This is a genomic window from Streptomyces sp. NPDC052910 (genome assembly GCF_055585605.1).
Genome location: NZ_JBVJJR010000006.1, coordinates 283777 through 310773 on the forward strand (window position 1 = coordinate 283777; position 26997 = coordinate 310773).

General features: G+C 74.6%; 25 protein-coding genes and 1 riboswitch. Of the genes, 9 read left to right on the forward strand and 16 right to left on the reverse strand.

Annotated features, from left to right (window positions below):
* Position 1 precedes the first annotated feature (1 nt).
* From ACZ6X9_RS23060 to ACZ6X9_RS23070, 3 genes are all read left to right on the forward strand, one after another.
* On the forward strand, positions 2 to 565 hold the full coding sequence (locus ACZ6X9_RS23060; protein ID WP_469779877.1) for a universal stress protein: 564 nt from the start codon (positions 2 to 4) through the stop codon (positions 563 to 565).
* Positions 566 to 649: 84 nt separating this feature from the next.
* Entirely contained in the window at positions 650 to 1864 is a 1215-nt protein-coding gene (locus ACZ6X9_RS23065) for a carboxylate-amine ligase (protein WP_469779878.1), read from the forward strand.
* 55 nt (positions 1865 to 1919) lie between these two features.
* The gene (locus ACZ6X9_RS23070; RefSeq protein WP_469779879.1) at positions 1920 to 2657 is read left to right on the forward strand and encodes an alpha/beta fold hydrolase; all 738 of its coding nucleotides are present in this window, start codon (positions 1920 to 1922) and stop codon (positions 2655 to 2657) included.
* Positions 2658 to 2716: 59 nt separating this feature from the next.
* On the opposite strand, the gene ACZ6X9_RS23075 is transcribed toward ACZ6X9_RS23070, so the two are convergent.
* Positions 2717 to 3586 carry an arylamine N-acetyltransferase family protein gene (locus ACZ6X9_RS23075; protein WP_469779880.1) on the reverse strand — a complete coding sequence of 290 codons (870 nt, stop codon included), beginning with the start codon at positions 3584 to 3586 and terminating at the stop codon, positions 2717 to 2719.
* 383 nt (positions 3587 to 3969) lie between these two features.
* On the opposite strand from ACZ6X9_RS23075, the gene ACZ6X9_RS23080 reads away from it, so the two are divergent.
* Together ACZ6X9_RS23080 and ACZ6X9_RS23085 are read left to right on the forward strand one after the other, a co-directional pair.
* On the forward strand, positions 3970 to 4458 hold the full coding sequence (locus ACZ6X9_RS23080; RefSeq protein WP_469779881.1) for a hypothetical protein: 489 nt from the start codon (positions 3970 to 3972) through the stop codon (positions 4456 to 4458).
* Positions 4459 to 4542: 84 nt separating this feature from the next.
* Positions 4543 to 5325: a dienelactone hydrolase family protein gene (locus tag ACZ6X9_RS23085; RefSeq protein ID WP_469779882.1), complete on the forward strand. Its 783-nt coding sequence runs from the start codon at positions 4543 to 4545 to the stop codon at positions 5323 to 5325.
* Positions 5326 to 5408: 83 nt separating this feature from the next.
* On the opposite strand, the gene ACZ6X9_RS23090 is transcribed toward ACZ6X9_RS23085, so the two are convergent.
* Entirely contained in the window at positions 5409 to 6329 is a 921-nt protein-coding gene (locus tag ACZ6X9_RS23090; RefSeq protein ID WP_469779883.1) for a DUF5995 family protein, read from the reverse strand.
* Between the two features lie 388 nt (positions 6330 to 6717).
* Here ACZ6X9_RS23090 and ACZ6X9_RS23095 point away from each other — a divergent pair, with 388 nt between their 5' ends.
* Positions 6718 to 8859 carry a hypothetical protein gene (locus ACZ6X9_RS23095; RefSeq protein ID WP_469779884.1) on the forward strand — a complete coding sequence of 714 codons (2142 nt, stop codon included), beginning with the start codon at positions 6718 to 6720 and terminating at the stop codon, positions 8857 to 8859.
* Here ACZ6X9_RS23095 and ACZ6X9_RS23100 read toward each other — a convergent pair.
* From ACZ6X9_RS23100 to ACZ6X9_RS23115, 4 genes are all read right to left on the reverse strand, one after another.
* Complete coding sequence (locus ACZ6X9_RS23100) at positions 8833 to 9720, reverse strand: helix-turn-helix domain-containing protein (protein WP_469779885.1); 888 nt, start codon at positions 9718 to 9720, stop codon at positions 8833 to 8835. The two genes, ACZ6X9_RS23095 and ACZ6X9_RS23100, sit on opposite strands and share 27 nt — an antisense overlap.
* Positions 9721 to 10211: 491 nt before the next feature.
* Positions 10212 to 11249 (reverse strand): TolB family protein, encoded by a 1038-nt coding sequence (locus ACZ6X9_RS23105; RefSeq protein ID WP_469779886.1) that lies wholly within the window; start codon positions 11247 to 11249, stop codon positions 10212 to 10214.
* A gap of 82 nt (positions 11250 to 11331) precedes the next feature.
* Complete coding sequence (locus ACZ6X9_RS23110; protein ID WP_469779887.1) at positions 11332 to 11991, reverse strand: pentapeptide repeat-containing protein; 660 nt, start codon at positions 11989 to 11991, stop codon at positions 11332 to 11334.
* 139 nt (positions 11992 to 12130) lie between these two features.
* On the reverse strand, positions 12131 to 12682 hold the full coding sequence (locus tag ACZ6X9_RS23115) for a hypothetical protein (protein WP_469779888.1): 552 nt from the start codon (positions 12680 to 12682) through the stop codon (positions 12131 to 12133).
* A gap of 336 nt (positions 12683 to 13018) precedes the next feature.
* On the opposite strand from ACZ6X9_RS23115, the gene ACZ6X9_RS23120 reads away from it, so the two are divergent.
* Complete coding sequence (locus ACZ6X9_RS23120; protein WP_469779889.1) at positions 13019 to 13420, forward strand: YchJ family protein; 402 nt, start codon at positions 13019 to 13021, stop codon at positions 13418 to 13420.
* Here ACZ6X9_RS23120 and ACZ6X9_RS23125 read toward each other — a convergent pair.
* A complete protein-coding gene (locus ACZ6X9_RS23125; RefSeq protein ID WP_469779890.1) occupies positions 13402 to 13917 on the reverse strand; it encodes a GNAT family N-acetyltransferase in 516 nt (171 codons plus the stop codon). The two genes, ACZ6X9_RS23120 and ACZ6X9_RS23125, sit on opposite strands and share 19 nt — an antisense overlap.
* 203 nt (positions 13918 to 14120) lie before the next feature.
* On the opposite strand from ACZ6X9_RS23125, the gene ACZ6X9_RS23130 reads away from it, so the two are divergent.
* Positions 14121 to 14654 (forward strand): DinB family protein, encoded by a 534-nt coding sequence (locus ACZ6X9_RS23130; RefSeq protein WP_469779891.1) that lies wholly within the window; start codon positions 14121 to 14123, stop codon positions 14652 to 14654.
* 261 nt (positions 14655 to 14915) lie between these two features.
* On the forward strand, positions 14916 to 15260 hold the full coding sequence (locus ACZ6X9_RS23135; protein ID WP_469779892.1) for a DUF1330 domain-containing protein: 345 nt from the start codon (positions 14916 to 14918) through the stop codon (positions 15258 to 15260).
* A gap of 92 nt (positions 15261 to 15352) precedes the next feature.
* Here ACZ6X9_RS23135 and ACZ6X9_RS23140 read toward each other — a convergent pair whose 3' ends face one another.
* The 9 genes from ACZ6X9_RS23140 to ACZ6X9_RS23180 all read right to left on the reverse strand — a co-directional run bounded on the left by ACZ6X9_RS23140 (position 15353) and on the right by ACZ6X9_RS23180 (position 26345).
* On the reverse strand, positions 15353 to 15826 hold the full coding sequence (locus ACZ6X9_RS23140; RefSeq protein WP_469779893.1) for a C40 family peptidase: 474 nt from the start codon (positions 15824 to 15826) through the stop codon (positions 15353 to 15355).
* Between the two features lie 7 nt (positions 15827 to 15833).
* A riboswitch (cyclic di-AMP (ydaO/yuaA leader) is annotated at positions 15834 to 15984 on the reverse strand.
* 180 nt (positions 15985 to 16164) lie between these two features.
* On the reverse strand, positions 16165 to 17151 hold the full coding sequence (locus tag ACZ6X9_RS23145; protein WP_469779894.1) for an endo alpha-1,4 polygalactosaminidase: 987 nt from the start codon (positions 17149 to 17151) through the stop codon (positions 16165 to 16167).
* Between the two features lie 158 nt (positions 17152 to 17309).
* Positions 17310 to 17978 carry a spherulation-specific family 4 protein gene (locus tag ACZ6X9_RS23150; protein ID WP_469779895.1) on the reverse strand — a complete coding sequence of 223 codons (669 nt, stop codon included), beginning with the start codon at positions 17976 to 17978 and terminating at the stop codon, positions 17310 to 17312.
* On the reverse strand, positions 17975 to 18880 hold the full coding sequence (locus ACZ6X9_RS23155) for an NAD-dependent epimerase/dehydratase family protein (protein ID WP_469779896.1): 906 nt from the start codon (positions 18878 to 18880) through the stop codon (positions 17975 to 17977). Before ACZ6X9_RS23155 ends, ACZ6X9_RS23150 begins: the two co-directional genes overlap by 4 nt.
* Positions 18881 to 18889: 9 nt before the next feature.
* On the reverse strand, positions 18890 to 19603 hold the full coding sequence (locus ACZ6X9_RS23160) for a sugar phosphate nucleotidyltransferase (RefSeq protein ID WP_469779897.1): 714 nt from the start codon (positions 19601 to 19603) through the stop codon (positions 18890 to 18892).
* 124 nt (positions 19604 to 19727) lie between these two features.
* Positions 19728 to 20795 carry an SDR family NAD(P)-dependent oxidoreductase gene (locus ACZ6X9_RS23165; RefSeq protein ID WP_469779898.1) on the reverse strand — a complete coding sequence of 356 codons (1068 nt, stop codon included), beginning with the start codon at positions 20793 to 20795 and terminating at the stop codon, positions 19728 to 19730.
* Between the two features lie 343 nt (positions 20796 to 21138).
* The gene (locus ACZ6X9_RS23170; RefSeq protein ID WP_469779899.1) at positions 21139 to 22572 is read right to left on the reverse strand and encodes a hypothetical protein; all 1434 of its coding nucleotides are present in this window, start codon (positions 22570 to 22572) and stop codon (positions 21139 to 21141) included.
* Positions 22569 to 24092 carry a GT4 family glycosyltransferase PelF gene (gene pelF / locus ACZ6X9_RS23175; RefSeq protein WP_469780064.1) on the reverse strand — a complete coding sequence of 508 codons (1524 nt, stop codon included), beginning with the start codon at positions 24090 to 24092 and terminating at the stop codon, positions 22569 to 22571. The genes ACZ6X9_RS23170 and pelF overlap by 4 nt, the downstream gene beginning before the upstream one ends.
* Positions 24093 to 24170: 78 nt before the next feature.
* Positions 24171 to 26345 carry a hypothetical protein gene (locus tag ACZ6X9_RS23180; protein WP_469779900.1) on the reverse strand — a complete coding sequence of 725 codons (2175 nt, stop codon included), beginning with the start codon at positions 26343 to 26345 and terminating at the stop codon, positions 24171 to 24173.
* Positions 26346 to 26997 lie beyond the last annotated feature (652 nt).

The following is a 26997-nucleotide window of genomic DNA, read 5'->3' on the forward strand; positions in this document are numbered from 1 at the left end:
CATGAGGACGGACACGGTCGAGCGGGTGGTCGTCGGCGTGGACGGTTCGGCGGGCAGCGTGGCGGCCCTGCGGCAGGGCGCCCGGGAGGCGGCCCGGCACGGCGCGGTCCTCTGCCCGGTGTACGCGTGGGCGCCACCCGGTGGCGAGGCGGCCGACGCGGTCAGCCCGGCCCCGGCGGACGTGTGCGCCCACTGGGAGCGGGCGGCGGCGACGGTGGTGCGGGAGACGTGCGAGGCCGCGTTCGGCCCGGCCCCGCCGGGGACGGTCCTGCGCCCGCGCACCGTACGCGCCGCTCCCGGCCCCGCGCTGGTGGCCCTGGCGCGCGACCCCGGCGCCCTGCTCGTCGTGGGCACCGGCGACCACGGGCCGCTCCACCGCGCCCTGCACGGTTCGGTGAGCCGCCACTGCCTCCGGCACGCGCGCTGCCCGGTCCTCGTGGTCCATCCCGACCCGGCGGACCACCGCGTCGCTCCGGTCCCGAACGGCAGGCCGTACATGGACGCGCCCGTCCCCCGGCCGGACGACGCGCCGGCGAGCCCGGCGGCCGTGCCGACAGGCCGGTAAGGGGGTGGCGGGGCGAGGACAAGCGGAGTTCGACCATGGCTCACTCGCGGGGGTGGCTCTCACCAAGGGTGACAGAATGACCACATGACCCGGAACAGGTGGTGGGCGGGGCCTCGGGAAGACCACCGCGCGTCGGATCCCGCCGGCGACGGGCCGCACGCCGGGCGGGGCGTGGGCGGCCTGACGCTGGGGGCCGAGGAGGAATACCTGCTCGTCGACCCGGCGTCCCGGCGGCTGCGGCCGGACGCGGAGAAGGTGGTGGCCGAGGCCGCCGCGGAGCTCGGCGGGCGGGTCGGCCACGAACTGACGCGCTATCAGGTCGAGGTCCGCACGGAGCCGCACGGCGATCTGGCCCGCTTCGCCGAGGATCTGCACGCGCTGCGGCGGTCGGTGGGCAGGGCGGCCGCGCGCCACGGGCTCGCCCTCGTCTCCAGCGGTACGCCCGTACTGGCGCAGCCGACGCCGACGCCGTTCAGCGAGGGGGCGCGCTACGCGCGGAGCGTCGCGGAGTTCGGGGCCCTGGACGACGAACAGACCGTCTGCGCCTGCCACGTGCACATCGGGATCCCCGATGTGGATCTCGCCCTGCGCGTCTCCAACCACCTGCGCGCCCACCTGCCCGTTCTGGTCGCGCTCGCCGCCAACTCCCCCTTCTGGCAAGGCCGCGACACCCGCTACGCGGGCTGGCGCACGATCGCCTGGGCCCGCTGGCCGGCCGCCGGCCCGCCGCCGTTCCTCGCCTCCCGGGCCCACTTCGAGGACCTCGTCGCGGGCCTCATCGCGACCGGGGCGATCCTGGACCGTTCCGGGCTGTACTGGGACATCAGGCCGTCCCACCATGTGCCGACCCTGGAGTTCAGGGCGGCCGACGCCGCCACCGGCGTCGAGGACACCGTCCTGCTGGCGGCGCTCGTCAGATCGTCGGTCGCCACGGCCGTGGCCGACGTCGAGGCCGGGAAGCCCGCGTTCCGGCCCCCGGACGAGCTGGTGCGCGCCGCCTACTGGCGGGCGGCGCGCGACGGGCTCTCCGGCGCCGGCGTCGATCTGCGCACCGGGCGCCTCGCCCCCGCCGCCGTGCTCGTGGAGCGCTTCCTGGACGGCCTCCGCCCCGAGGTGCTGCGCCGCGACGACATGGCGGCGATCCGGGCCGGGTGGGCGCGGCTGCGCGCGCACGGCAACGGCGCGGACCGGCAGCGCGCCGCGTTCCGGGTCCGGCGCAGCCTCGCCGACGTGGTCGACCATCTGATCGGGGCCACGGCCTTCCGCCGGCCGGAGGATCCGCTTCCGGGCGGTACGTGAAGCCGGGCGCCGACCCGGCGCGGGACCACCGGCGCGCACGTGATCGACTGGCCCCATGCCGCACGCCACAGCCGCCGACGGGACCCGCATCGCCTACCAGGCGCGCGGGTCCGGGGCCCCGCTCGTCCTGCTCGCCGGGCAGGCGAACTCCCATCGCTGGTGGGACGCCGTCCGCGCCGACTTCCATCCCGCCCGCGCCACGATCACCCTCGACCACCGGGGCACCGGCGACAGCGACAAGCCCCAAGGTCCGTACGGCACCGGGCTGTTCGCCGACGACGTCGTGGCGGTCCTCGACGACCTGGGCATCGACCGGGCGGACGTCTACGGGACGTCGATGGGCGGCCGGGTCGCGCAGTGGCTGGCCGTCCGGCACCCGCGGCGGGTGCGCCGGCTGGTCCTGGGCTGCACGTCCCCCGGCGTCCGGGGCGTGGCGGCCGACGAGGCGGTCCGCGCGGCCCTGGCCGGTCCGGACCCGGCGGCGGTCGAACGGACACTGCTCGACCTGATGTACACGCCCGCCTGGCGGGCCGCCCACCCCGGCCCGTACGCGGTCCTCGGGGACCCGGGCATGCCGGGCCACGCGCGGCGGTGGCACCGGCTGGCCGGCGCCCGGCACGACGCCTGGGACGTCCTGCCGGACATCACCGCGCCCACGCTCGTCATCCACGGCACCGACGACCGCTTCAACCCCCCCGCCAACGCCCGTCTCCTCGCCGGCCGCATCCCGGGCGCCCGGACGCACCTCGTGCCGGGCGGCCGCCACGCCTACTTCGAGGAGTTCCGGGCGTAGGCGAGCCCGGTGGTACTCGACTTCCTGACCGCGCCGGCCTGAACGGCGGACGGCTCCGGTCAGGCGGTGTCGAGCCGGGCGGTCAGGCGCGCCACGTCCTCCGGGGGCAGGCTGATGCCGAACTCTTCGGCGAGGCACGCCCCGAACTCGTCCGCCTCCAGCTTGCGTTCGGTCCGCGAGCCGTCCGGGCGGGCGGTGACCACGGCGGCGGCGTCGAGCGAGCGCTGCCGGTCGGCGGCGAACCGCTGGGCGATCGGGCGCCGGACGAACGGCGAGCGGGGGTGGGTGGACACGTAGTGGCTGGCGACGACGTAGTCGATGGTGTACTGGGGGGTCAGGGTGAAGGTGTGGCGGTCGAGCCAGCCGTCGGAGCGGTACTCGTGCAGCCACCAGTCGTCGATCCCCCGGTCGCCGGGGCGCCGTTCCATCCGGAACCGCCAGCCTTCGAAGTCCGCTTCCACGCCGTCGGCCAGCTCGATCGGCTCCAGGGGGCCGGACCCGAACCCGACATCGCAGAGCCACGTCCGCTCGTCGTCCTCGGCCCGCACGGCGAGGAGGGCGTGGGTGGCGGGAAGGATCTTGTCCGCGCCGAGCGTGACCCGGCCGCGCAGACCGGTGAAGCGGAAGCCGAGCCTTTCGAGGACGGCCGCGAACAGGACGACGTGCTCGAAGCAGTAGCCGCCGCGGCGCCGCCGCACCAGCTTGTCCTGCACCGACTCCAGGTCCAGGAGGATCGGAACCCCGAGTATGACGTCGAGGTTCTCGAACGGGATCGACGTGACGTGCGCCCGGTGCAGGGCCCGCAGCACCTCGCGGGTGGGCCGGCGCTCCCCCGCGTACCCGATCCGCTCCAGGTAGGCGTCCAGGTCCAGCAGGTCGCCGTGCCATTCCTGGCCGGTCTTCGGTCGGCCGGTCTGCGGCGCGGTCATGACTCCACCTTTCCGGACCGTGGGGGTCCGCTTCGTGCGTGCTCAGAACACGTGCCGGTGGTCTCCGTTTCAACGACCGGCACGTGTCCGACCCTACGTGCTGCGAGCTGCGGGAACATCCGTCATCTGACCGGGTTGGGGGCAGGCTCCGGCCTTAGGAGCTCCGGCCTTGGGCGGGGCGGTCCGCCGCGGGGCGGGCAGTACGGGGGGCGGCCGGTGGCACCGATCCCCCCACCGGGGGACGGCCGCGTCCCCCTTCCCGTCCCCCGGCCGGCCGGGGGACGGCGGGCGGGCCGCCGCCTAGCGTGGACGGCGTCGACAGGCAGGCGGTCGAAAGGCAGGCCGCGGAGTCGGAAGGCGCAGCCGGCGGAGGAGGCGAGATCGTGATCAGGATCAGGACACCGGCCCGGAACGCCGCGGGCGCTCCCCGCCCGCACGGCCACGAGGGCCCGGCCGCCCTCACCGTGGCCGCCCTCGTGGTGGCGGAGGCCCTGGCCCTCCGCCTGACACCGGTGGCCGACTGGCCGCCGGCCACCTTCGCGCTGGGCGCCGCCCTCGTCGCGGTGGCCCTGGCGGCCGGCGTCATGAGCCACCGCCCCCTCAGGACCGGCCACCGCGACCGGCGGCTCCCGGTACGGGACGGCGCCCTGTTCGACGCCGCCACCCGCGCCGGCTGCCCGCTGGACGCCCTCCGCCCGGGCCTCCCGCCGTCGGACCCGACCGCCGAGAACCGGCTCTGCGCGGCCTGGATCCTCGCCCGCCGCGGTCACGACGCGCCCTGGCTGAGCCACCACCTCGACCTGCCGGAGGATGTCACGGACGCCCTCGTGCGCGCGGCGCGGGCGGCGACCACCGGGGACGGCCGCCGGTGAGGGCACGGGACGGAACGGTCTGGCGCGCCCACGGGCAGGGGGCGGCGGTGGACCGTCGCACCGGAGGGCTCCTACCATGCCCGGGTGATCGACAACTCAGGGGAAGAACGACTCGCCACCATCACCACGACATTGACCATTCCCACCCCGGACGGCCGGGCCGACGCGTTCGCCGTCCGTCCCGACGACGGTGAGCGGCACCCGGGGGTGCTGCTGTACACGGACGCCTTCGGCCCGCGGCCCGTGATCCGGGAGCTGGCCCGCGAGCTGGCCGGGCACGGCTACCACGTGCTCGTCCCCCACCTCTACTACCGGGAGGGACCGGCGCCGGTGACCGAACTGCCGGAGCGCATCCGGCAGGAGGACCGGCCGCGGCTGTTCGCACGGCTGAGGCCGCTGATGGACGCGCAGACCCCCGACCGCGTCCTGCGTGACGCCGAGGCCTACTTGGCGTTCCTCACCGGCCGGCCCGAAGTGGCCGCCGGGCCGGTCGGCGTGATCGGCTACTGCTGGGGCGCGGAGCTGGCGCTGCGTACCGCCGCGGCGCATCCCGGCCGGGTGGCCGCCGTGGCGGGGTTCCACCCCGCCTTCCTGGTCACCGACGCGCCGGACAGCGCGCACCGGAGCGTCTCCGCGCTCACCGCGGAGGTCCATATGGGCTGCGCCGAGGGCGACTTGACGCCCGAGGCCGCCGACGAGCTCCGCCGGGCCCTGGACGCCGCGGGGGCCGTCCACGACATCGAGGTCTACCCCGGCACCGTCCACGGCTTCACCATGGCCGACACGGAGGCCTTCGACGCCGCCGCGCTGCGGCGCCACTGGGACCGGCTGCTGCCGCTGCTCGGCCGCACCCTGTCGGGCGGCTGACGGAAGGCGGCGGGCAGCGGGCAGCGGGCAGCCGGCTGCTTACAACGGCGGGCGACTTACAACAGGCGGCCGACGGCGGACCGTTACCGCCCGCCGCCCGAACCGATCCGCGCGCCGCCGCCCGTACCACCCCGCGCCCCGGCGTGCGTCCGGCAGTAGGCGTCGCGGCCCGAGCGGTAGCCCGGCGTTCCCGGGACGCTCAACAGGGCCGCCCAGTGGGCGGCGTTCGCCTCGATGGCGTCCGCGGCCCGCCGCCGGGCGGCGGGGCCGTCGGCGGCGGCGAGCAGGCGGGCGTGCTCCCAGGCGGTCTCGCGCCACAGGTGGAACAGTTCGCGCGCGGTGTGCCGGGCGATCGGGTTCCAGCGGGCGTCGCCGAGGGCGACGAGGGCGTCGTAGCGCCGGGCGACGTCCTCGACGGCGGGCTGGTAGGCGCGGTCGAGGACGGCCTGGACGCGTTCGTAGTCCGGTTTGCGGGACGCCCCGTCGCGGGTGCGCTGCCCGAGTGCCGCCAGGACGTACGGCATGTCCCGCTGGATGTGGGCGTTCGCGCCGAGCAGCACGTCCTGGCCGGCGTTGAGGTCACCGGAGCGGGCGGCGTCGAAGGCGGCGCGCCAGGCGGCGGGCACCGGGCGGCCGGCCCGGTCCGCGTGGTAGGCGGCGAGGTAGCGGTTGACGAAGCCGGTGTTGAGGCTGCCGCCCACCCAGTCCGGTTCGGCGAATTCGCCCGCCCGGACGGCCTTCGCCAGCGACTCCTCCAGCCGTGTGTAGACGGCGGCGAAGGGCGCCCGGTGGTCGCAGCCGAGGCCGTCACGGAGCCGGCCGAGTACGCGGACGGCCTCGTCCGCGCAGGCGGCCGGCGGCCCGGCGCAGTGGAGTTCGCGCGGCACGTCCCCGGCCGGGGCGGCCTCCACTGCCGCCGCGGGCTCCGCCGCGGACGGGCAGAGCAGGAGCAGCACCGAAGCCGCGAGCCCCGCCGCCCGACGTGTCTTTCCGGATCCGGTCACCGCTCCCCCAGCCGTCGTGGACGTCACACCGGGTCAACGACGGCGGGGAACGCCGGTTGCGGGAGAACGGGCGAGCGGGTCCGCCGGGTCCGGGCACGCCGGGAACTCCCGGCGTTTCGACCGTTTCGTTCCCCCGGGCGGCGGAACCGGACCGACCGGCGCCGCACGTCCGAAAACACACCCTCCCGGCGCCCGGCCTCCGGCAAGTGCCTTCCTCCCGGCCGCTTTCCCGACAGAATCTCTGGGCACTGCCTGACCATCCGAACCGGCCGACGGGCCCGCGGCGCCCTCCGACGCCCCCGCCCGGCCGGCCGTTCGCATCGTCGGACCGACCGACCGACTGACCGATCCCGACACATCAGGGGGGAACGTGCATCGCATGCGGGGCATGAGCCGAAGAGGACTGCTACGGACGGGGCTGGGCGTGGGGGGCGCGGCCTGGGCGGCACAAGCGCTGCCGGGGGCGGCGTCGGCGGCTCCCACGAGCCCGATGAGGGTCGACTCCGCACCCTGGGCCGGACCGGCCGTCCGCCAGGGGGCGTTCCCCGAGTGGGCGCGGTACGCCCGGGTGGCGGACGGCACCTTCGACGAGGACGCCGATCCGGCCCGCGACATGAAGCCCGTGATCAACGCCCTCAAGGCGCAGAACGTCAGCGTCATCGAGCTGGACACCGTCCTGTCGAACTGGCTGACCCAGGCCGAGTTCGACTTCCACGTGAAGCAGGTCGGCCGGTTCACCGAACTGGCCCACGCCGCGGGGATCCGGGTGGTCATGTACTACCCGTCGCTGGAACTGATCAGCGTCGGCGGCGAGAAGGGCCGGTCGTTCTACAAGAACGACAAGGGCAAGGACTGGGTGCAGCTCTCCCTCGACGGGCAGCCGAACGTCTTCTACGGCAGCCTGGTCGTCTGGGTGGACCCCGGCGACGAGAGCTGCTGGCTCAGCCCCAACTCGCCCTGGCGGGACTACTACCTGACGCGCGTCAAGGCGCTGGCCGGCTCGGGCCTGGACGCGATCTGGCCGGACGTGCCCATCTACTTCGACGGCAAGGCCAGTTGGTGCGACACCTCGCCCTGGGCCGCCGCGGCCTTCAAGGCCGACACCGGCCTGCCGCTGCCGAAGAAGGCGGACTTCGGGGACACCACGTTCCGCCGGTTCGTCGAGTGGCGCCACCGCAACCTGCTCCAGTGGCAGCTCGACATCGCCGCCGCGGGGAAGTCGGCCAACAAGGACCTGGTCACCTTCGTCGAGACGGTGAGCATGGACTACCAGTACGCCACCTCCATCGGTCTGGACGGCGCCTACCTGCGGCAGGCCGAGGGCGTCAGTCACGCCTGGGAGGTGGACATCCTCGGCAACTACGACGGCATGCGGCACGCCACCGCCTCCGACTGGACCTGTCTCATCTCCATGTACAAGTACGCCCGCGCGGCCAGCGGAACCAAGCCGGCCTGGGCGTTCTCGTACGGCTGGAAGGCCGACGACGCCTCGCTGGTGATGGCCGAGCTGCTGGCGGCCGGCTGCAACCCGTACGAGGTCAAGAGCCCGTTCAAGAACGAGACGACCGACGCGAAGATGCGCACCCGGATGTACGGGTTCGTGGCGGCGCAGCAGCAGCGGCTGTACGACGCCGTCCCGGCCGCCGAGGTCGGCGTCTACCACTCCACCGCCTCCCGGGACTATGTCAGCCCCTCGGTCGGCACCGGCATGTACGTCAACGCCAAGAAGCCGTCCGGGGTCAAGGAGTGGTGGAGCGAGGGCACCCCGGAGGACAGTTGCACCACGATGCCGTGGCTCGGCGAGTTCCGGGGCACGGTCAAGGCCCTGGTGTACGGGCACGTGCCGTTCGACACCGTGCCGAGCCAGGGGGTGACGGCGGCGGACCTCGCCCGCTTCAAGGTGCTGATGCTGCCCAATCTCCAGGCCGTCTCGGATGCCGAGGCGGAGGTGCTGCGCGGCTGGGTGGCGGCCGGCGGCACGGCGGTGATCACCGGTCCGGCGCCGACCGCTCTCACCGAACTGGGCGCGGCACGGGACGAGTTCGCCCTCGCCGACGTACTGGGTTTCCGCAAGCGGGATCCGCTCCCGGCCACCAGGCAGAACCGTTTCGGCGCCGGGACCTGCCACTACGTCAAGGACCTGCCCGGCCGGGCGTTCCTGTCGGCCACCGGGCAGGCCGACCCCGGCCCGCTGCTGGCACCGGTGCTGGCGGCGGCTCCGCCGGCGGTCACGTTCAGCGGCGACCGGCGGATCCACCTGGAGCTGAGCCGGCTCGGTGACGACACCGTCGTCCAGTTGGTCAACTTCACCTGCTTCGGCGACCAGCCGGCCGCCTTCGCCGTCAAGCCGGCGGCCTGCTCGGTGACCGTCGCCGTGCCGGAGGGCAAGCGGGTGACGGCCGCCGCGGTGAGCTCCCCGGACGCGGCCTCTCCCGCGCCGCGGCCGGTGACCTGGACGACGTCCGGGGCGACGGCCACGATCGCGCTCACGGTGGCGCAGTACTCACTGCTGACCGTCACCATGGCCTGACGGGCGGTCCGCGCGGGCCAGGTCCCGCAGCACCGCGGCGGTGGGCGAGCCCTCCGCCGCGGTGTAGGCCACCATGATCTCCTCGGGGTTGTCGGTGAGCTGGAAGGTCTCCCAGGAGAGTTCCAGTGTCGTCCCGGCCTCCGGGCCGCGCAGCCGGCAGGTGGCGTGGGTGGTGTCGAGGACCGGCAGCTCGGTCCAGATCCGGTCGAAGTCGGCGCTGGCCGCGCGGAGTTCCGCGATGTGCCGGGCGAGATCCCGGTCGTGGGGCCACCGGCCGGTCACCGAGCGCAGATAGGCCACCGTCTCGTGGGCCTTGGCCTCCCAGTCGAGGTAGAGCGTCCGGGCCCGCGGGTCGGTGAAGACGATCCAGCCGATCGTCCGCCGTTCCGCCGGGAACTCGGCGAAGTCGACGAACACCCGGGTCGCCGACCGGTTCCAGGCGAGGATGGACCCGTCGCGGCCGACGAGGTAGGCGGGGCTGCCGGCCAGGGCGTCGAGCAGCCGGCGGACGCTCGCCCGCACGCGCGGCCCGGCGGCCGCCTCCGGACCGGCCGGCACCGGGCCCGCGGGCGCGGGGTCATGGCGGCCGGGCCGCGCCAGGTCGCGCAGGTAGCGCCGCTCGCCGGGGCTGAGCCGCAGCGCGTCGGCGACGGCGTGCAGGACGGCGTCGGAGACCAGTGACGCGTTGCCGCGCTCCAGCCGGATGTAGTGGTCGACGCTCACCGCGGCCAGCGCGGCCACCTCCTCGCGCCGCAGGCCGGGCACCCGGCGTGCGCCGTGCGCGGGCAGCCCGACGTCCCCGGGGTTCAGCCGGGTGCGGCGGGAGACGAGGAAGTCCCGGAGAGCGATCTTGGCGTCCACTCCCGCATTCTCCGCAGCGGCCGGGGTGGCGGGAGAGGCGGCAACCGGCCAGATTCCGGGCCGGCCCGGCGCCGTGCCAAGCCCCCTGCCAGGGCGAGTCCTGCCCTCCCTCGCGGGGGCGCCGGCGGGGGATGCTGGTTCCGCTTTCCCCGTACGTCCGGGGCCGCTCATGGGGGGCCGGACGTCCTGGGATCCCGTACGTCCGGTGCCGGGCCGCGGGCCCGGCGTACCCGAACGCCCCGCGCACGGCCTCGCGCGGGGCCCGGGCACGCCGGGAACGGCCCCGCGGCCCGGCACCGGCGTCCACACCCGCGCTTGCACCGGCATCCCGGAACCGTCCGGTCCATGTCTCGCGAAGGAGCGAACCGCCATGGCACGTCCGGCAACCCGCACGACGACGGCCCGCCACCCCGCCGGCCCGCGCCCGCGCACCGCGCGGCGGACCGGTCCCGGCCCCCCGGGCGGCCCTCGCCGGGGCGTCGGGTCCCGGCTCAGCGGCGCGGCGCCGGGACCCGCCACAGGGCGGACGGCCGGTCCTCGCCGCCCGGGTGGGACTCGAACGCGATCCACTTCCCGTCCGGCGACCAACTGGGGGCGCCGTCGTACGAGGTGTCGTCGTGGGTGACGCGGACCGGCCGGCCGCCGGTCACCGGGACGGCGAAGACCTGCGGCAGGTCCAGCCCACCGGCGGTGGAGGAGAACACCACCCACTTCCCGTCGGGCGACCAACTGGGGTCGGTGTGCTCGCCCTCGCCCCGGACGGCCAGTTCGCGGAGCCCGCCGCCGTCGGCGTCCATGACGTACAGGCGCCACTCGTCGGTGCCCTGCCGGCGGCGCTGGAAGACCAGCCGGTCGCCGGCGGGCGACCAGTTGGGCTGCCGGTTGTCGGTCCGGGTGGCCGGTCCGTCGACGAGCCGGGTACGCCCGGTGCCGTCGCGCCTGACCTTCCAGAGGGAGCCGTCGCCGCCGCTGCCGTCCTCGCGCTCGGTGCTCTCCTGGAAGACGATCCACCGGCCGTCCGGGGAGAAGCTGGGTTCCAGGTAGCCGGTGTCGCCGTCGTGTTCCGTCACCCGCTCGGGCCGGCCGCCGGGCCGGAGCACCCACACCTCGTCGCGGCCCGCGCGGTCGGAGGCGAAGGCGACGCCGGCGGACGGGTTCCAGCTCGTCCCCGGCAGGTTGACGGCGGCCCGGTCCGACTCGTCCAGCAGGGTCCGGGGTGCCTGCCGCCGGGCGCCGCCGAGGGGGAGCGTGCGCAGGGCGGCGGCGCCGGCGTTGTAGCCGCCGTGGAAGACCGTGAAGAGGAGGGACGTGCCGTCCGGCGAGAACGCGGGGTTCTGGGCGCTGGCCCGGCCGCCGGGGCGGTACAGGAGCTCGGCGCCGTCGCGGCGGGTCTCGGGGCGGGGGCCGGCGGACCGTGGGGGACGGGGGTCCTCACGGTCGTCGGTCCCGGACCCGGAGTCGGATCCCGCCTCGCAGGCCGTCAGCAGGACGGCGGCGGCGAGCAGGGCGGTGAGCGGACGTCTGCGCACCGGGCCGACGCTAGCGCAGGGGGGCGGCCGGGGTCCGCCGGAGGGCGGGATGCCCCGGTTCACACCGTTACCGGGCCGGCGGTCAGTCGTCCTTCACCGTGAGGCCGACGTGCCCGGCCAGGGCGGGTGCCAGGTCGAAGAGCTGCGGCGTGCTGATCGTCGCGCCGCCCAGGTCGCCGAGTCCGGCGGCGATGCCCAGCGCGGTGGCCCCGCGCAGGTCGGCCCGGGTGAGGCGGGCGCGTTCGAACCGGGCGCGCTCCAGGGAGGAGCCGGGGAAGCGGACGTCGGTCAGCGTCGCCCCGCCGAAGTCCACGTCCCGCAGCAGGCAGTCGACGAACACCACCTCCCGCAGGGTGGCCGAGCGCAGGTTGACCGAGTCGAGCTTGCACTGGTGGAAGACGACGCGGCGCAGCTCGGCGCGGTGGAGCTCGGTGCCCGCGAGGACGCCGGCGGCGAACTCGGCGTCCAGCCAGGTGGTGTCGGCCAGGTCGGTGCCGACCACGCGGACGGCGTGCAGCCACACGTCGTCGAAACGCGAGCGCCGGAAGCTGCCGCGCTCGAAGACCACCGAGGAGAACGCCGCCTCGCTGAAGAGGGAGCGGCCACCCTCCGCTTCCTCGAAGACCGAGCCGTCGAAGTGGAGACCCTCGTAGCTCTCCGCCCGCTCCACCGCACCGGTGAAGGGCGCGAGGCGGTGCGCGTAGGGCAGCGCGGCCAGGTCTCGGGGGGCGGGAACTCGCATGCGCCGCAGCCTACGTGACGGGGTCCTTGGCGCGCGGCCGGCCGGGTGGACGCGGGGGGCGGCGGGGGCGGGTGCCGGGCCGCGGTGCTCACCGGCCGCCTGGCCGGCTCACCGGCGGCCTGGCCTGGGGAGGCCCGGCCTAGGGAGCGGCGGCGCCGGCGGCTCCGCCTCCGCCCAGTGCCTGCAGCACGACGCCGAGGAGCTGCTGGAGGTCGCCCAGGAGTTTGCTCACGTCGGCGGCGACGCCGAGGATGTTGGCCGCGGCCAGGTCCATGAGGAGCTGGTTGAGGTCCTTGACGAGCTGGTCCACGACCTTCTGGACGTCCGCGACGACGTCCCGCTGGGCGGCGGCGCCCGGCTGGCCCGGCTGCGATGGCTGCTGGACGTGCGTCCTGACGGAGGCACGCAGCCGCGCGCCCTGTTCGGTGAGCTGACGCTGCATCTCCCGCAGCTTCTCCATGTCCGGCTTGGCCGCCTGGGCCTCTTTGCCGATCCGGGCGCCCAGCGAGAGGATGTCGCCCAGGCTCCCGACCGTGGTCAGCCGGTCGGCGGTGCTCGGGCCGGGCGCCGTCGCCGTCGTCGCCGCCGGCGGCACCGGCGCCGGGTCCGCCGCCAGGGCCGGCCCGGCGACGGCCAGGGCCAGCGAGCAGCAGGCCGCTAGGGCGGCGGTGGTCGTTCTGCTGATGCGCATGCGGGAAACTCCCTCCAGGAACGTCCCTCAGGGGGACGAGGCCCACGGTGTGCCGCCGCGCGGGGGCTCGCAACCGCTCGCCGGACCGGTGCGGGCCGCCTCGGTCGCCGCCCGCGGCCCTTGCGACCTGCTGTTTCGCCGTGGCCGACGGGACATCCCGGTGCCGGCGAGGGGTTCGGCCGGTAGGGTGCCCCGGTCCCTCCCCCGGAGGGGCCACCCCCACTCACCGTTCCCGGGCCACGTCCCAGTCCCCTGATCGCGGCTTCACCGCTCGTCCTCGAACCCCCCGGAGGAGGTGGGACGGGGGCGGCCTCCCCCACGGGGCACAATCGTCAGGTGCCCCGAAACACCATCACAGTCACCCCCACCACCCCCTGCCCCTGCGGCCTCGACGCCACCTACGGCGACTGCTGCGGCCCCCTCCACACGGGCCGGAAACAAGCCCCCACCGCGGAACGCCTCATGCGCTCCCGCTACAGCGCCTTCGCCGTAGGCGACGCCGCGTACCTCCTCCGCACGTGGCACTCCACCACCCGCCCGCCGTCCCTCGACCTGGACCGGAAGATCCACTGGACGGCCCTGGAGATCCTCGCCACCGAAGCGGGCACCGCCTTCCACCAGGAGGGGACGGTCGAGTTCCGCGCCCACTACGTCCTGCGGGGCCACGAGGACACGCAGCACGAACTGGGCCGCTTCGTGCGGGAGAACGGCGCCTGGGTCTACGTGGACGCCGCCTGAAGGCGGTCCGGCTCCCAGTCGGTCTCGTAGAACTTCACCCGCTCGTCCTCCCCCACCAGCCGCATCCCGGCCGCCTTCATGACGTGGTGGGAGGGGACGTTGTCGTGGTCGGCGTCCCCCTTCACCCGGCGGATCCCTCGCGCCCGCGCCGACGCCAGCGCGGCGCGCAGCGCCTCGGAGGCGTACCCCTTGCCGCGCTCGGCGGGCAGCAGCCCGTACCCGACGGTCACAGCCCCCTCCTCGTCGGCCGGCCCATGGAAGTCCAGCCCGCCGACCACCCGCCCGTCCTCCCGCCGCCGTATCTCATAAGCTCCAGGATGCCGCCCGGCCCCCTCCCGCTCCGCCGTCAGAAACCGGAGCGCGGCCTTGACGTCGTCCCCCTCCGGATAACCGGGCACCCAGTGCGGGAGCCGCTCCGGGCGCTCGGCGGCGATGTTCTCCGCCTCGGCGACGGTGAGAGGGTGAAGGATGAGGCGGGCTGTCACGAGATCGTCCATGACCGGATGCGTATCACCCACCGGGGCGGACGGGCATCCGGTTTTCACTCCCCGGGACGCCGCAGGGCGGCACGCAGCGGCCGACGGATCCCCTTCGCAGCGCCCGGATCCACGGGGAACACCTGCCCGCAGTCGCCGAGGTCGTCATGGACCCCCTGCGGGCAACGCAGCATGTCGACCGGATGTCACGTTACGTTCGAGGGATGCAGCAGCCTGCGCCACAGGTCCCGGCCCTCCTCGACGGGCCCGGCGTCGAAGTCTCCGATGCCCGTGAACTCCTCCTCGGGTACCTGGAGTGGTATCGCGAAGCGTTGATGCGGAAGCTCGCCGGGTTGTCCGACTCCCACCTCCGCACGCCGGTGCAGCCGCTGGGCTGGTCACCTCTCGCCCTGGTCCAGCACCTCGGCTGGGTGGAACGCCGTTGGATGCGCTGGGGATTCGCCGCCGAAAACGTCCTCGCGTACCCGCCCGGCGGCGACGAGGAAGAATGGACGATCCATGCCGGCACGCCCACCACGGAGGTCATGGACACCTACCGAGGCGAAGTGGCCGCGACGACCTCGCTGGTCGCGGTTGCGGACCTGGCCGACAAGGCCGGACTCGGCGGTCGCTTCCGGACACCCGACCAGGCTCCCTCCCTCGGGCGGATCCTCTTCCACCTACTCCAGGAGTACGCCCGCCACGTGGGTCAGCTTGATGTGGCAAGAGAGCTCATCGACGGGGCGACAGGGGAGTAACACGCCGGCCCCATCGCTCGGAACACGGGACGACCCGTCACGCGGGTGGGATCGTATATCCCCACGCCAATCCCACCGCCCGCCCACGGATCCGCCGGCCGGGTTTCGGCTTCGGCACCGCCTGGCACCGTTCGGGGCGGTGCGACGGAAAGCCGCCGGAGTCACGCCGGGCATGACCTGCCGGGTAATCGCCCGGCCGCGCGCCGCGCGGCAGGGTGGGGGTCACGACATGCCGCCGAGTCACCCGGTCAGGAGCCGACGATGCCCGCCTACGCCCTCGGTCATTTCCACAGCAGCGTCCCGCACCGGGACGTCGTCACGTACGTCGAGCGGATCCAGGACACTCTCGACCCCTTCGGGGGCCGGTTCGTGGTGCACGGTGGGGAGCCGGACGTCCGTGAGGGGTCGTGGGAGGGGGATCTGGTGCTCATCGAGTTCCCGGACCTGGAGCGGGCCCGGGCGTGGTACGACTCGCCCGCGTACCAGGAGCTGATCCCGCTGCGGACGCCGCATGTCCTGGGGGACGTCCTCCTCGCCGCGGGCGTGCGTTCCGGGTATCACCCGTCGGAGAAGGCGGACGCGATCCGGGCGGCCATGGGCGGCTGAGCGACCGGGGGGACCGGGGGCTGCCGAGGGGACGGGCCGGCGCCGCCGATCGAGCGCCGGCCCGGTGGTGCGACGGGTGGTGCGAGGGGGCGTCAGCGGACGCGGCCGTACCAGACGCTGTTGGCCCAGATCTTCTCCAGGCGGACCTTCTTGCCGGTGCCGGGAGCGTGCCAGATCTTGCCGCCACCCGCGTAGATGCCCACGTGGTAGACGTTGCTGCCGGAGTGGAAGAACACGAGGTCGCCGACGGAGCGGGAGCCGCGCGAGATGTGCCGCGTGGCGTTGTACTGGTCGGCGGCCACGCGGGGCAGCTTCTTGCCGGCCTTCTTGAACGAGTAGAGCGTCAGGCCCGAGCAGTCGAAGCGGTTGGGGCCCGTGGCGCCCCACTGGTACGGGGAGCCGCTCTTGGACGCCGCGACCTTGACGGCCTTGGAGCCGGGGGTGGCCGCCTGGGCGTCACCGGCCATGCCGGGGAGCAGGACGGACGCCGCGACGGTGGCGGCGGTGAGGGCCGATGCGGTTCCGGCCCGGGAGATGAGCGCGGGTATTCGAGGCAGCGCAGACATGCCGAGTAAGCCCTTCGTCATCCGCCTGCGAAAGATGACCTGTCGGGTTCGGGCTGACAAAGTTGCCCGGCCACCATGTGGCTTCACCCCTAGAACCACCGCCATCGTGGTCCGTCTTGCCTGGGTCTCCCGCTCCTGCCGATCCGCGTGTATCCGGTCCGCACCCGGAGCGGCGGCAGGACTCGGCGTCCGCCCGGGTCGCCCGCCTCTGTGACGGGTTCTTGGTTGTTCGGTGCATGATCCTGCACCATCCACCGGCGAAATCCGGTGTCGAAACGGCGTTCTGTGAGGTTCTTCACGCTCGCCGGAAGGTTTGATTCCGGCGGTGTCACCCGCTCTCAGCAGGGACGACGCCAGGAACTGAGACCGAGTTTCTTCTGCATCGAACTGAGCCCCAGATCCTTGGCCCGACCGCAGAACTCCCCGGGTTCCAGCTTGTATTCGACGTGGAACACCGCCTTGCCGCGCTTCACGAACGGCGACAGCTTGTCGCATTCGCCGAACTCGGCGCACTGTTCGTTCACGGCGAAGTCGAAGTCGCCGACGAGCTCCGGGATCTGGTCGAGGTCGTTCTTCAGCCCGACGGACATGCCGCGCTCATGGGCGAGCCGGGCGACCAGGCGGTTGAACGCGAGTTGGTGGGCGGCGGTGAGGGGGAAGCCGGTCTTGTTCCTGAACCCCTCGGTAAGGTCCGGTTCGACGGCGTCGAAGCCCTTCTCGCGGCACATGTCGAAACGTTCCGCCATGATCGGCTCAAGGACGTCGAGCCGCCGGATGTCGAGCCACTTCTCGCCCTTCCAGCCGTCGTTGTCCTCGCCCAGCACCGCCTCCGGGAACTTCTTCGCGTCGGGCCGCCAGTCCTCGTACGCGCCCACGTTGACGTAGCAGACGACCTTGCGGCCGTCGGCGTGCAGCCGTTCCACGGTCGCCGCGTCGTTCTCGAAGCCGTCGATGTCGTAGACGGGGACGTCCACCGAGGTGTCGACCTTCCCGTCGAGCTGCCACTGCCAGCGGGTGCCGGGGCGCGGTTGCCAGCGCGCCCGGCCGCCGTGCGCACCGGACGACGGGGCGGCCTCCGGCGACGACGGTGCGCCGGAGGGCTCACCGGCGGACGGCGTGCCGCCCCCGCCGCGCCGGGGCGCGGCCGACGTCCCGTCCGGGCCGCCGGGGCCCCCGGTTCGGCCGGTGCCGGCGTCGCGGCCGGGCCGGTGCTCCGCCGAGGCGCTCGGAGTCCCGTTCCGGTCCGGTCCGTCGGCCCGGTCCGTGTCCTCCGCGTCCCCCGCGCCCGAGCAGCCGGCGGCGACGAGCAGGGCGGCGGCCGCCAACGCCCCGGCGCCGAGGGCCCGGCGAGGACCCCGGCGCGGGGGGCCGGCCGGTTCCGGCCGGCCGGTTCGGCCACTCCCGGCTTCCCGGCGCCCGGCTTTCAAGCGCCCGGCTTTCACACGTCCGACCGTGGGACGTCCTGCCTTCGGGCGCCCGGCTTTCAGGCGTCCGGTGGTGGTGCGGTCTGCCATGGGTTCTCTCCTCTTCCCGGCACCGCGCAGTGCACTCCGGCGCCGCGCGAACCGGCCGTGCGGGACACGTGACCGGCCCGCTCCTGCGGCACACCGTAGACCAAGTGGCAGAAGCGCGAGGGGAGATGGGATTTCGTCCAGTCGGGTACGGCGGCCGCCCGGTACGCCTCCCAGGGCCCCTCGAAGGTGACGAGCAGATCGGCGATCCGCGCGTACCCGGGATCCGGGTGCGTCCCGTGGTTGAACACGACCGTGCGGGCACCCAACGCCCGCACCACCGTGGTGAGTCGGCGGAAGCGCGGCAGCGCGTCGGGCGCCGTGGGCACCTGGTCGAGGAACACCCCGTCGGCGCCGTACCAGCCCCGGTGCCGGCGGACATCCGTCAGCACCGCCCGCCACGAACGCCGCCCGTAGCCGGTGTCCACGTACCCCAGCACCGGGACCCCCGCGTCCCGGAGCCGGTCGGCGGCGGCGCGGAACGCCGGGTCGGGGCGCCGCCCGGGGCCGTCGGCCGCGTTGAGGACGACGCCGCGCAGCGCGGGGGCGGCCCGCAGCAGGGCCGCCCACGCGCCGGGGTCCACCGTCGGGTGGACGTACAGCGGTACCAGCAGCCGCCGGCCGCCGGGCGGCGGCGTCACCGGGACGCGTCCGCCGGCCGGGCCCGGGCGGCGGCCCAGAGGTCGGCGAGCGTGGCGTCGAACGGGTGCTCGGGATGCCAGCCGAGGGCCCGTTCGGCGGCCGTGACGTCGGCCTGCTGCCAGGGCAGCGCCGCCGAGCGCGGTGATCCGGCGCCGCCCTCGTCGAACCGCCCCCGGAAGCCGGCGGCCCGTGCCAGCCCCTCGGCGACCTCGCGGGCCGCGCGTGCCGTGCCGCTGCCGACGTTGAGCAGGCCGGTCACCGGCTCGGGGGCGGTGACGGCGAGCACGACGGCCCGGGCCACGTCGCGCGCGTCCACGAAGTCGCGGTGCGCGGAGAGGTCGCCGGTGCCGACGACGCCGTCGGGGCCGGCCTCCCGGATGCCCTCGGCCAGTCGGCCCGCGAGCGAGCCGGGCGGCGAGCCGGGGCCCAGCGGGTTGAACACCCGCAGCACAAGGGCGTCGAGCCCGGAGCCGGTGACGGCCAGGGTGCCGGCGAGCTTGGTGGCTCCGTACAGCCCGAGCGGGGCGGCGGGGGCGGACTCGGTGAGGGAGCGGGCGCCGCCACCCGCTCCGTACTCGGCCGACGACCCGAGGTGGACCAGCCGGGCGGTGGGCACGGCCTGCCGCAGCGCCTCGCAGAGCACGGCGGGGCCGCGCGCGTTGGTGGCGGTGAGGACGGTGGCGCTGCCGCCGGTGGCCCCCGCGCAGTTGACGACGGCGTCGGGGGCCGCCCCGCGCAGGGCGACGGCGAGGTCGGCGGGGTCGGCGCCGGCCAGGTCGCAGGGCAGGGCGGAGCCCGGCGACCGGCCGCCGTCGAGCACCCGCGCGCCGGGGAGGGCGCGCAGCGACTCGACGGCGTGCCGGCCGAGGAAGCCGGTCGCGCCCAGGACGAGGATCCGCATGCGGGTCGTTCACGCTCCTTTGATCAGCAGGTCGCGGCGGTGGGAGAACTCCGCGTTGGCCCGGTCGTAGTCGTCGGGGCGCCCGATGTCCAGCCAGTAGCCCTCGAACTCGTAGGCGTTCGGCGGCGTGCCGGCGGCGAGCAGGTCCAGGACCAGTTCGTCGAAGCCGAGCGGCAGGCCGGGTGTGTAGCGGGCCAGGGCGTCGCGGGAGACGCCGTAGACGCCCATGGAGACGCGGTAGTCCATGCTGGGTTTCTCGGTGAAGCCGGTGACCCGGCCGGCCTCGGTGGTGAGCACGCCGAAGTCGATGCTGACCTTGCGGGCGTAGGTGGCGATGGTGAGCGGGGCCCCGGACGCGCGGTGTCCGCGCAGGACGTCGGCGAAGTCGAGATCGGTGAGGACGTCGCCGTTCATCACCAGGAAGTGCTCGGGCAGCCGGTCCTGCATGGTGAGCAGGGGACCCATGGTGCCCAGCGGGCTCTCCTCCGTGGTGTAGTCGACCCGGAGGCCCCACTGGGAGCCGTCGCCGACGTAGGCGCGGATGATGTGCCCGAGGTGGCCGATGGCCAGGGTGCAACTGTGGAAGCCGGCCCCGGCCAACTGCCGCATGACGATCTCCAGGATCGCGTGCTGGTCGCCGATGGGGACGAGGGGCTTGGGCAGGGCGGTGGTGTAGGGGCGCAGCCGGATGCCTTTGCCTCCGGCGAGGATCACTGCGTGCATGGTGCCGTTTCCTCTCTGCGTGCGCTGCGTACGGGACGGGCGTACGGGGACGGGCGTACGGGGACGAACTGAACGGATCGGGCTCACGGGCGCGGACCGGGGGAAGCGGTCGCACGGTGTCCGGTCACACGTTGTAGATGCCGGTCTTGTAGCGGGCCAGGTTGGCCGGGTCGCGGAAGAACTCCACGGTGGCGGCGAGGCCGTCCTCCAGGCTGTGCGCGGGCGCCCAGCCGGTGGCGGCGCGCAGCCGGGAGGCGTCGCACACGAGGCGCATCACCTCGGAGGCGGCGGGCCGGACGCGGGCGGTGTCCTCGCGGACGTCGAGGTCCGTGCCCATGATCTTGCCGATCAGACCGACCAGGTCGCCGACGGATATCTCCTGCCCGGTACCGGAGTTGAAGGTACGGCCGACGACGCGTTCGGCGGGAGCGGTGCCGACGGCGCGGAAGGCGGCCACGGTGTCCTTGACGTAGCTGAAGTCCCGGGTGGGCCGCAGGTCGCCCAGGGTGATGGTGCGCTCCCCCGCCGCGACCTGCCCGATGACCGTCGGGATGACGGCCCGCATGGACTGACGCGGGCCGAAGGTGTTGAAGGGGCGCAGGGTGACGACGGGCGTCTCGAAGCTGGCGTGGTAGCTGTCGGCGAGCCGGTCGCCGCCCGCCTTGGAAGCGGCGTACGGGGACTGGGTGTTGATGGGGTGGTCCTCGGTGATGGGCACGGTCTGCGCGGTGCCGTAGGTCTCGCTGGTGGAGGTGTGGACCAGGCGGCGGATCCCCAGGTGGCGCACGGCCTCCAGGACGTTGAGGGTGCCGGTGACGTTGGTCTCCACGTAACTGTGCGGGGCGCGGTACGAGTACGGGATCGCGATCAGCGCGGCCAGGTGGTAGACGGTGTCGGCGCCCTTGACCAGGTCCTGGACGGAGCCGGGGTCGCGGACGTCGCCGAGGACGACCTCGACGGAGTCGAGCACCTCGGCGGGCAGCACCTCCAGCCAGCCGTAGGAGGAGAAGGAGTTGTACTGCACCATCGCCCGCACCCGGTGGCCGTCGGCGACCAGCGCCTCGACCAGGTGCGAACCGATGAACCCCTCGGCGCCGGTGACGGCGACGCGGCCGGAGGCGGGGGCGGGGGCGGGGGCGCCTTCAGGTGTGGGTGCGGGGGTGCTGCCGGGGGACGTGGACTGCGGGGACATGACTGATGCTCCTTCGGTGGTGGGTCGGGACGGCCGGGGACGGGACGGAGCCCCGGGGGTGGTGGTGGGTCGGGTGCGGTGGGCCGAGGGGTGGTGGTGGCCCGGGGGTGCGATGGGCCGGGGGTGCGGTCGGACGGGGTGGCGGCTGCCGGGTGTGCCGGCGCCCCTGGCCCGCGCCGACGACGAGTCGGACGACGGCCGGGCCACTTCCGACGCGAGCCGACCGGCGCACCGGCCCGGTGCCGGACGCGCCCGGCCCTCGGCCGCCGCGCCCGCGAGGCACCCCCGCTCCCCCCGCCGTCGGACGGCGCGCGTCCCTCCCGGGCGCCCGAGCCCGCCCGCTTCAGCGATGCGCCGTGATCCGCCCCAGCCGGACGGTCGCCGTGACCGCCAGGGCGGCCGTGGCGCAGGCGCAGACGACGAGTTGGACGACGGCCGGCGACGGCAGCCGGGCCACCAGGGCGGCGGCCTCCGCGGCGCCGGCCCCCAGACAGAGCAGGGCCGGTGCCCAGGCGATGCCGTACGCCTGGAGCAGCAGTCCCGTCCACAGCACCGCGCCGAGGGCGAGCAGCGCCGCCGTGCGCAGCGGGGTCGGCGGCGGGCCGCCGGGCCAGACGGCGTCGGCGGCGAGGGCCAGCGCCGCGAGGGCGGTGAGGTAGGCGGCGAGGCAGAGGCCGAGGACCCGGGCGACGCCGGCCGGCAGGCCGCGGAGTGTGGTGGCGTGGGCGAGGACCTTCAGGGCCCGGCTGCGGAACCGGTAGAGCAGCCATTCGGCGGCTCCCATGCTGAGGGTGAGGGCGATGACGGCGGGGCCCGCGGGGTCGGCGTGACTGCCGTGGCGCAGTACGTCGCCGAGCGCGGCGACGCCGGTCAGGACGCCGCAGCCGAGCCCGAAGAGCCCGTAGGGGGCGGAGGCGAGCGGGGAGAGGGCCGGTGGCGGCGTGCCCTCCTCCCGTACGGCCAGGACGTTCTGGTACGCCGCGGTGCCGGTGACGCCCGCCAGGGTGGCGAGCAGCAGGCCGACGGCCAGGGCGCGGGGCGGTTCGGCGACGAGGACGGCCGCGCCCCCGGCGGCGACGGGCAGCAGGGTGTACAGCAGGAGGCGTTCGCGGCCCAGGACGAGGAGGACGGTCGCGGCGGACAGGTAGAGGGCCTGGCCGACGGCGAACGAGGCGGCGCCCGGCGGCCCGTGGAAGGCGAGGGCCGCCGCGGTGGCCAGGAGCGCGCCGAGCGGGGCGCCGGTGCGCAGGCAGCGGCCGGCGGCGGCCCGGCCGCCGGCCGCGAGCCGGAGGTAGGCGCGGTGGGCGAGCGCCTGGTTCCACGCCCAGGCGGTGAGGGCGGCGGCGACCAGCCCGGCGGTGCCGGCGGGCAGTCCGCCGGCGCTCCGGCCGCCGGTGAGCAGGGGTGCGCCGAGGGCGTAGCCGAAGCCGGGGAGGGTGAAGACGAGGGAGCGGAGCAGGACCAGGGCGGGCCGTACCTGCCAGGGGTCGGGGGCGGGCGGGGGTTCGGGGTGGGCGCGCGGGACGCGGGCGAACAGCTCGGCGGCCAGCTCGAAGGCGTCGCGCCGGCCGTAGCGTCCGGCGATCTGTTCGCTGGTCAGGCCGTCGGCCTCCAGGACGGCGGCGATCTCGTCGGGGTGGACGGCGGCGGCGCAGACGTCGTGGAGTTCGCGGGCGAGCTCGTCGAGAGGGCCGTTCCCCGGCCGGGGCCGGGGGACGGCGGTGAGGTTGGGGACGGCCTCGGGATCCGGCGGTACGAGCCGCAGCGGACCGCTCATCGGACACCGCCGCCGGCCAGGGCCATGGCGGGCGTCCCGAAGGAGACGGCCGGTGCGGGAGCGGTCGCGGGCCGGCGCCGGGAGGCGTCGAGGTCGTGGTAGATCTCGCGGAAGGCGCTGATGGTCTGCCGGAGGGTGAACTGTTCGATGACCCGCAGTCGCGCCGACTCCCCCATGCGCGCCCGCAGTTCGCGGTCGCCGAGCAGGGTGAGCGCGGCCTCGGCCATGCTCTCCGGGTCGCGCGGCGGAACGACGAGCCCGCTGTCGCCGACGGCCTCCCGTACGCCGCCCACGTCCGTCGAGACCGTGGCCCGGCCGCAGGACATGGCCTCGATGAGGGTGAAGGGGAACCCCTCGCTGATGCTGGAGAGCATGACGACGTTGCCGGCCGCGTAGGCGTCACGGATGTCCTCGACGCGGCCCTCGAAGGTGACGGTGTCCCCCACCCCGAGCTCGGCCGCCAGTTTCTCGCAGGCGGTCCGGTAGCCCTCACCGCCGCGCGGGGTGCCGCCGAAGAGCCGCAGCCGGGCGTCCGGGACACGCTGTTTGACGAGGGCGAAGGCGCGGATGAGCGTGTCGAGTCCCTTGATGGGGTCGACGCGCCCGGCCCAGCTCAGGGTCGGCACCTCCGGTTCCGGGCCGGCGGGCGGGAACGCGGCGGGGTCGACGCCGTTGTAGACGGTGCGGATGCGGTCGGGCGGGGTGCCTCCGTGCTCCTCCCAGCGGCGGTTGTAGCGGTTGCCGGGCGTGACGAGGGCGGCGCACCGGTAGGACTCGACGGCGAGTTGCCGGAAGAGGCCGAGCATCAGCGCCTTGACGGGCCACCGGTAGGGCTCGGTGCGGAAGCCGAGGTAGCGCTCGCGCAGGTAGATGCCGTGTTCGGTGAGGAGGAACGGGGTGCCGTGGCGGTGGTGGGCGACCAGTCCGGGGACGGCCGCGAGGCCGCCGCTGACGGCGTGGGTGATGCCGTCGGCGGGGACGTCGGCGGCCAGCGGGCGCAGCGCGTGTTCCAGCAGGTCGGTGGCGGTGAGCGCGTCGTGGAGGGTGGGCCGGGCGGCGGCGGTGGGCAGGGCGGGCCGGTTCCAGACGCGGACGAGGACGCGGACGGCGGCCTCGCTCTGCAGGAGGGCCGGCAGGGTGCCGCCGGCGGCGGTGTCGGCGAGCCGGTGGAAGGCGGGGGCGAAGTCGTCCTCGTGCGCCGGGTCGAGCAGGGAGAGCAGGAAGCGCTCGTAGCCGGCGAGGAAGACGCGCAGGGCCCGGCCGCGCGGCGGGCGTCCGGCGGGGGCGGTGCCCCACAGCGGCAGGGCGTCCACGCGGTGGACGTTGGGCGGCAGTGTCCAGGCGAGCCGCTCCCGTCCGGTGCCGGTGACGGCGATGATCCGGAAGCGGATGTCGGGCATGCCCTGCACCAGTTGGTCGCACCAGACGCTGACCCCGCCGTGGCTGTGGGGGTAGGTCCCCTCGGTGAGCAGCGTCACCGAGGGGGCGTCGGCCGCGGGTGCGGCGAGGGGGCCGTGCATGGGTCCGTGCATGGGTATTCGGTTTCTCCGCGAGAGACGGCGTGACGTGGGGAGGTGCGCACGGAGGTACGGCGGTGCTCAGCGCCGGGTGCCGTCACCGGCGCCGCGGGGAACCCGGTGGCCGGTGCCCGGCGGGACGGGCAGGGCGGGGGCGGGCGCCTGGACGCGGGCGGCCTTGCCGGTGGCGTGCGGTGCGGCCGGGGCGCCGGCGGGCAGGGTGAAGACGGCCGCGTCCTGGCCGGCCACCGGGGCGGCCCAGCCGGAGCGCTGCCCGGCGTAGGCGTCGCCGAAGGGCGCGGAGGTGCCGTTCTTCACCTGGGTGGTGCCGGTGGGCAGGGTGAGGGTGGCCTCGACGCCGGCGGGCGCAGTGACGGTGACCGTGCCGCCGGTGCGGTAGGCGGTGACCTTGCCGGCGTCGACGGCGGCGGACCAGGCGGCGCGCTTGCGCATCTCGGTGCCGATGTCGCTCATGCGGAGGCTGACCAGCGGGGTGTTGTCGGCGAACAGGGCGGCGTGGTCGGCGAGGACCTTCTCCAGGACCTGGTAGCCGATCCGCTCCTCGGCGAGGTTGGACTGGTGCATGAAGTGCGGGCGCGGGTCGTTGGCGAGGACGTGCCCGAGGGCGATCCGGGCCTCCAGGGGCGCGATGTAGGAGGCGAAGCCGGTCTTGGTGTCCAGCGGGGCCTTGAGGCAGGTGGTGACGGCGGAGTTCTCGCAGATGCCGCTGCCGCCGTCGGCCTTCCTCGTGTAGAGCCAGTTGTACTCGTCGGTCTGCTCGGCGGCCTTGCCCACGTTGTAGTAGACGTTCATCGGGTAGCGGGAGACGGTCAGCGCGGGTCCGACCTGGCGCTGGCGCGGCTCCCGGGAGCTGTCACTGGCCAGCCACTTGACGCCGGTACGGGTGAGGGCGATGGGCAGGCCGGGGTTGTCGTCCTTCTGCTGCGGCAGGGTGCGCAGGCCGGAGTGCTCGCCGGTGACGAGCTCGTCGGGGTCGACCTTGAGCCCGCGGGCGGCGGCCCAGCCGAGGTTCTGGGCGATCTCCTGGGTGACCTTCTGCTCGTCCACCCAGCGGACGCGGCCGAAGAGGTCGGTGGAGCACTTCCAGGGGACGACGTTGGTGTTCTGCACGCAGCCGAGGAAGGCGTGGGTGTAGGTGTGGTTGATCCAGCGGAAGGACTGCTGGTCGGCCACGAACCGGTCGAGCAGCGGGTCGCGGGCGCCGTCGTTCGAGGCCCGGTACTCCTCGCTGCCGACGCCGTTGTACGCGAAGTCCAGCGGCAGGTTGTGGCTCTTCGACCACTCCTTGGCGTACTCGGCGTCGGCGGCCGTCATCCGGATCGGCGGGGCGTCGGGGGACGGGTTGCCGGGGCAGTCGACGTCGCCGGGGGTGCACTTGCGCTTGCTGTCCCACCGGTCGTCGGAGGCGAAGAGGTCGTCGACGTGGACGCCGAAGTAGGCGCGGGACGCGCCGAGGTGGACGCCCTGGGTCAGCCATTCGACGATGCCGCGGGAGACCAGCCGGAACTGGGTCTGGTACTGGTTGGCGACGAAGGTGACGACGAGTTCGCTGCGGCCGTCGTGGGTGTACTGGCCGATGAGCGAGCCGCGGGAGGAGGTGCCGGGGATGGGGGCGTCGAGGAACGTGGTGAAGGCGGCGCCGTCGTCCTGCCGCTCCAGGGGCGTCGACAGGTAGCCGTAGCTCTCCTTGACGTCGGCGTCGTTGTCCTCGAAGGGGACGTTCTTCCGCAGGTAGCCGAAGGGTCCGCCGGCGCCTTCGGCGGTGACCGTGGCGGTCTTGCCGTCGAGGGGGCCGCTCCAGCCGTGTTCCTGGGCGGCGTTCAGGCCGACAGCGGGCCGGGCGTAGGTGTAGGCGTCCACCTGACGGATGCCGAATCGTTTCTCGTACCCGGCCAGGGCGGCCATCTCCGGCGAACCGTCGCCGAAGGGATTGTCGTTGGGCAGCACGACGCCCTGGAACCTGGCGCGCGGTCTGCCGTCCACGGTGTCGCTGAGGTAGGCCGCGTCGATCCGCGGCCGGCCGGTGTCCTTGAGATCGACTTTGGTGTACGGCGTTCCCGCCGTGGCGAGTTCCGCGGCGATGGCCCCGACGGCGGGCCCGCCGTCGTCGACGAGCAGGACTCGCAGGTCGACGCGGGGTGCCGGATCGTCGGCGCGGGCGCCGGCGGCGGGCAACGCCAGCGCCGTCAGTGTCGCGGCGGCCCAGGCCGCGAGCAGACGTGTGGTACGTACCATGGTGCAACTCCCCCCTGCTGGGACGGCGATGACACGGCGGCGCCGTCCTTTTGGTGAAGATGTCCGCGCGGGGTGGCCGGGCCCCGGCGCGCACGGGTGGTCGAACCCCCGGTTGTTCGGTGGCACTCGGCCGGCTCCCCACGCCGGCCGCATTCGTCTCCCCGGCGCCCCGGTCGAGGGCGTGGGAGCGGGGGGCGGCCGGGAGGCTCAGCCGCCCCTCGATCGCCCAGCCATATAGTGCGGCATGCCGGATCGCGGCGTATGTCGCACGGCACAGGAGACCACCGGCGTTTACCTGTGCCTGGCCGGAATCAGCCGTAGCGCGACGGGCCCGGAACGGGACGGCGGCCTTCCGCCGGGTCACCCCGTTCGCCCGGGTGACCTGCCGTGACGCCATGAAGCCCGACTTCCGGACGCCCGTCTCCCGAACCTCAGTTCACTCCGCCGCCGAGGCGACGTGTGTCGCGAGATCGGCCTGATGACAACTGTCGGATTTGCCAGGTCTGTTCGAGCTCGCACGCTACGACACCGGACCCCCGCGAACCGACACCAGGGGGACTCGCGCGACGGCCCGCGCTCCCCGGCGCCGCCCCGGCCCCCACCACCGAAGAGCTTGACATGAACATTGCCTCGGCTTGGCATGGACCAGCCT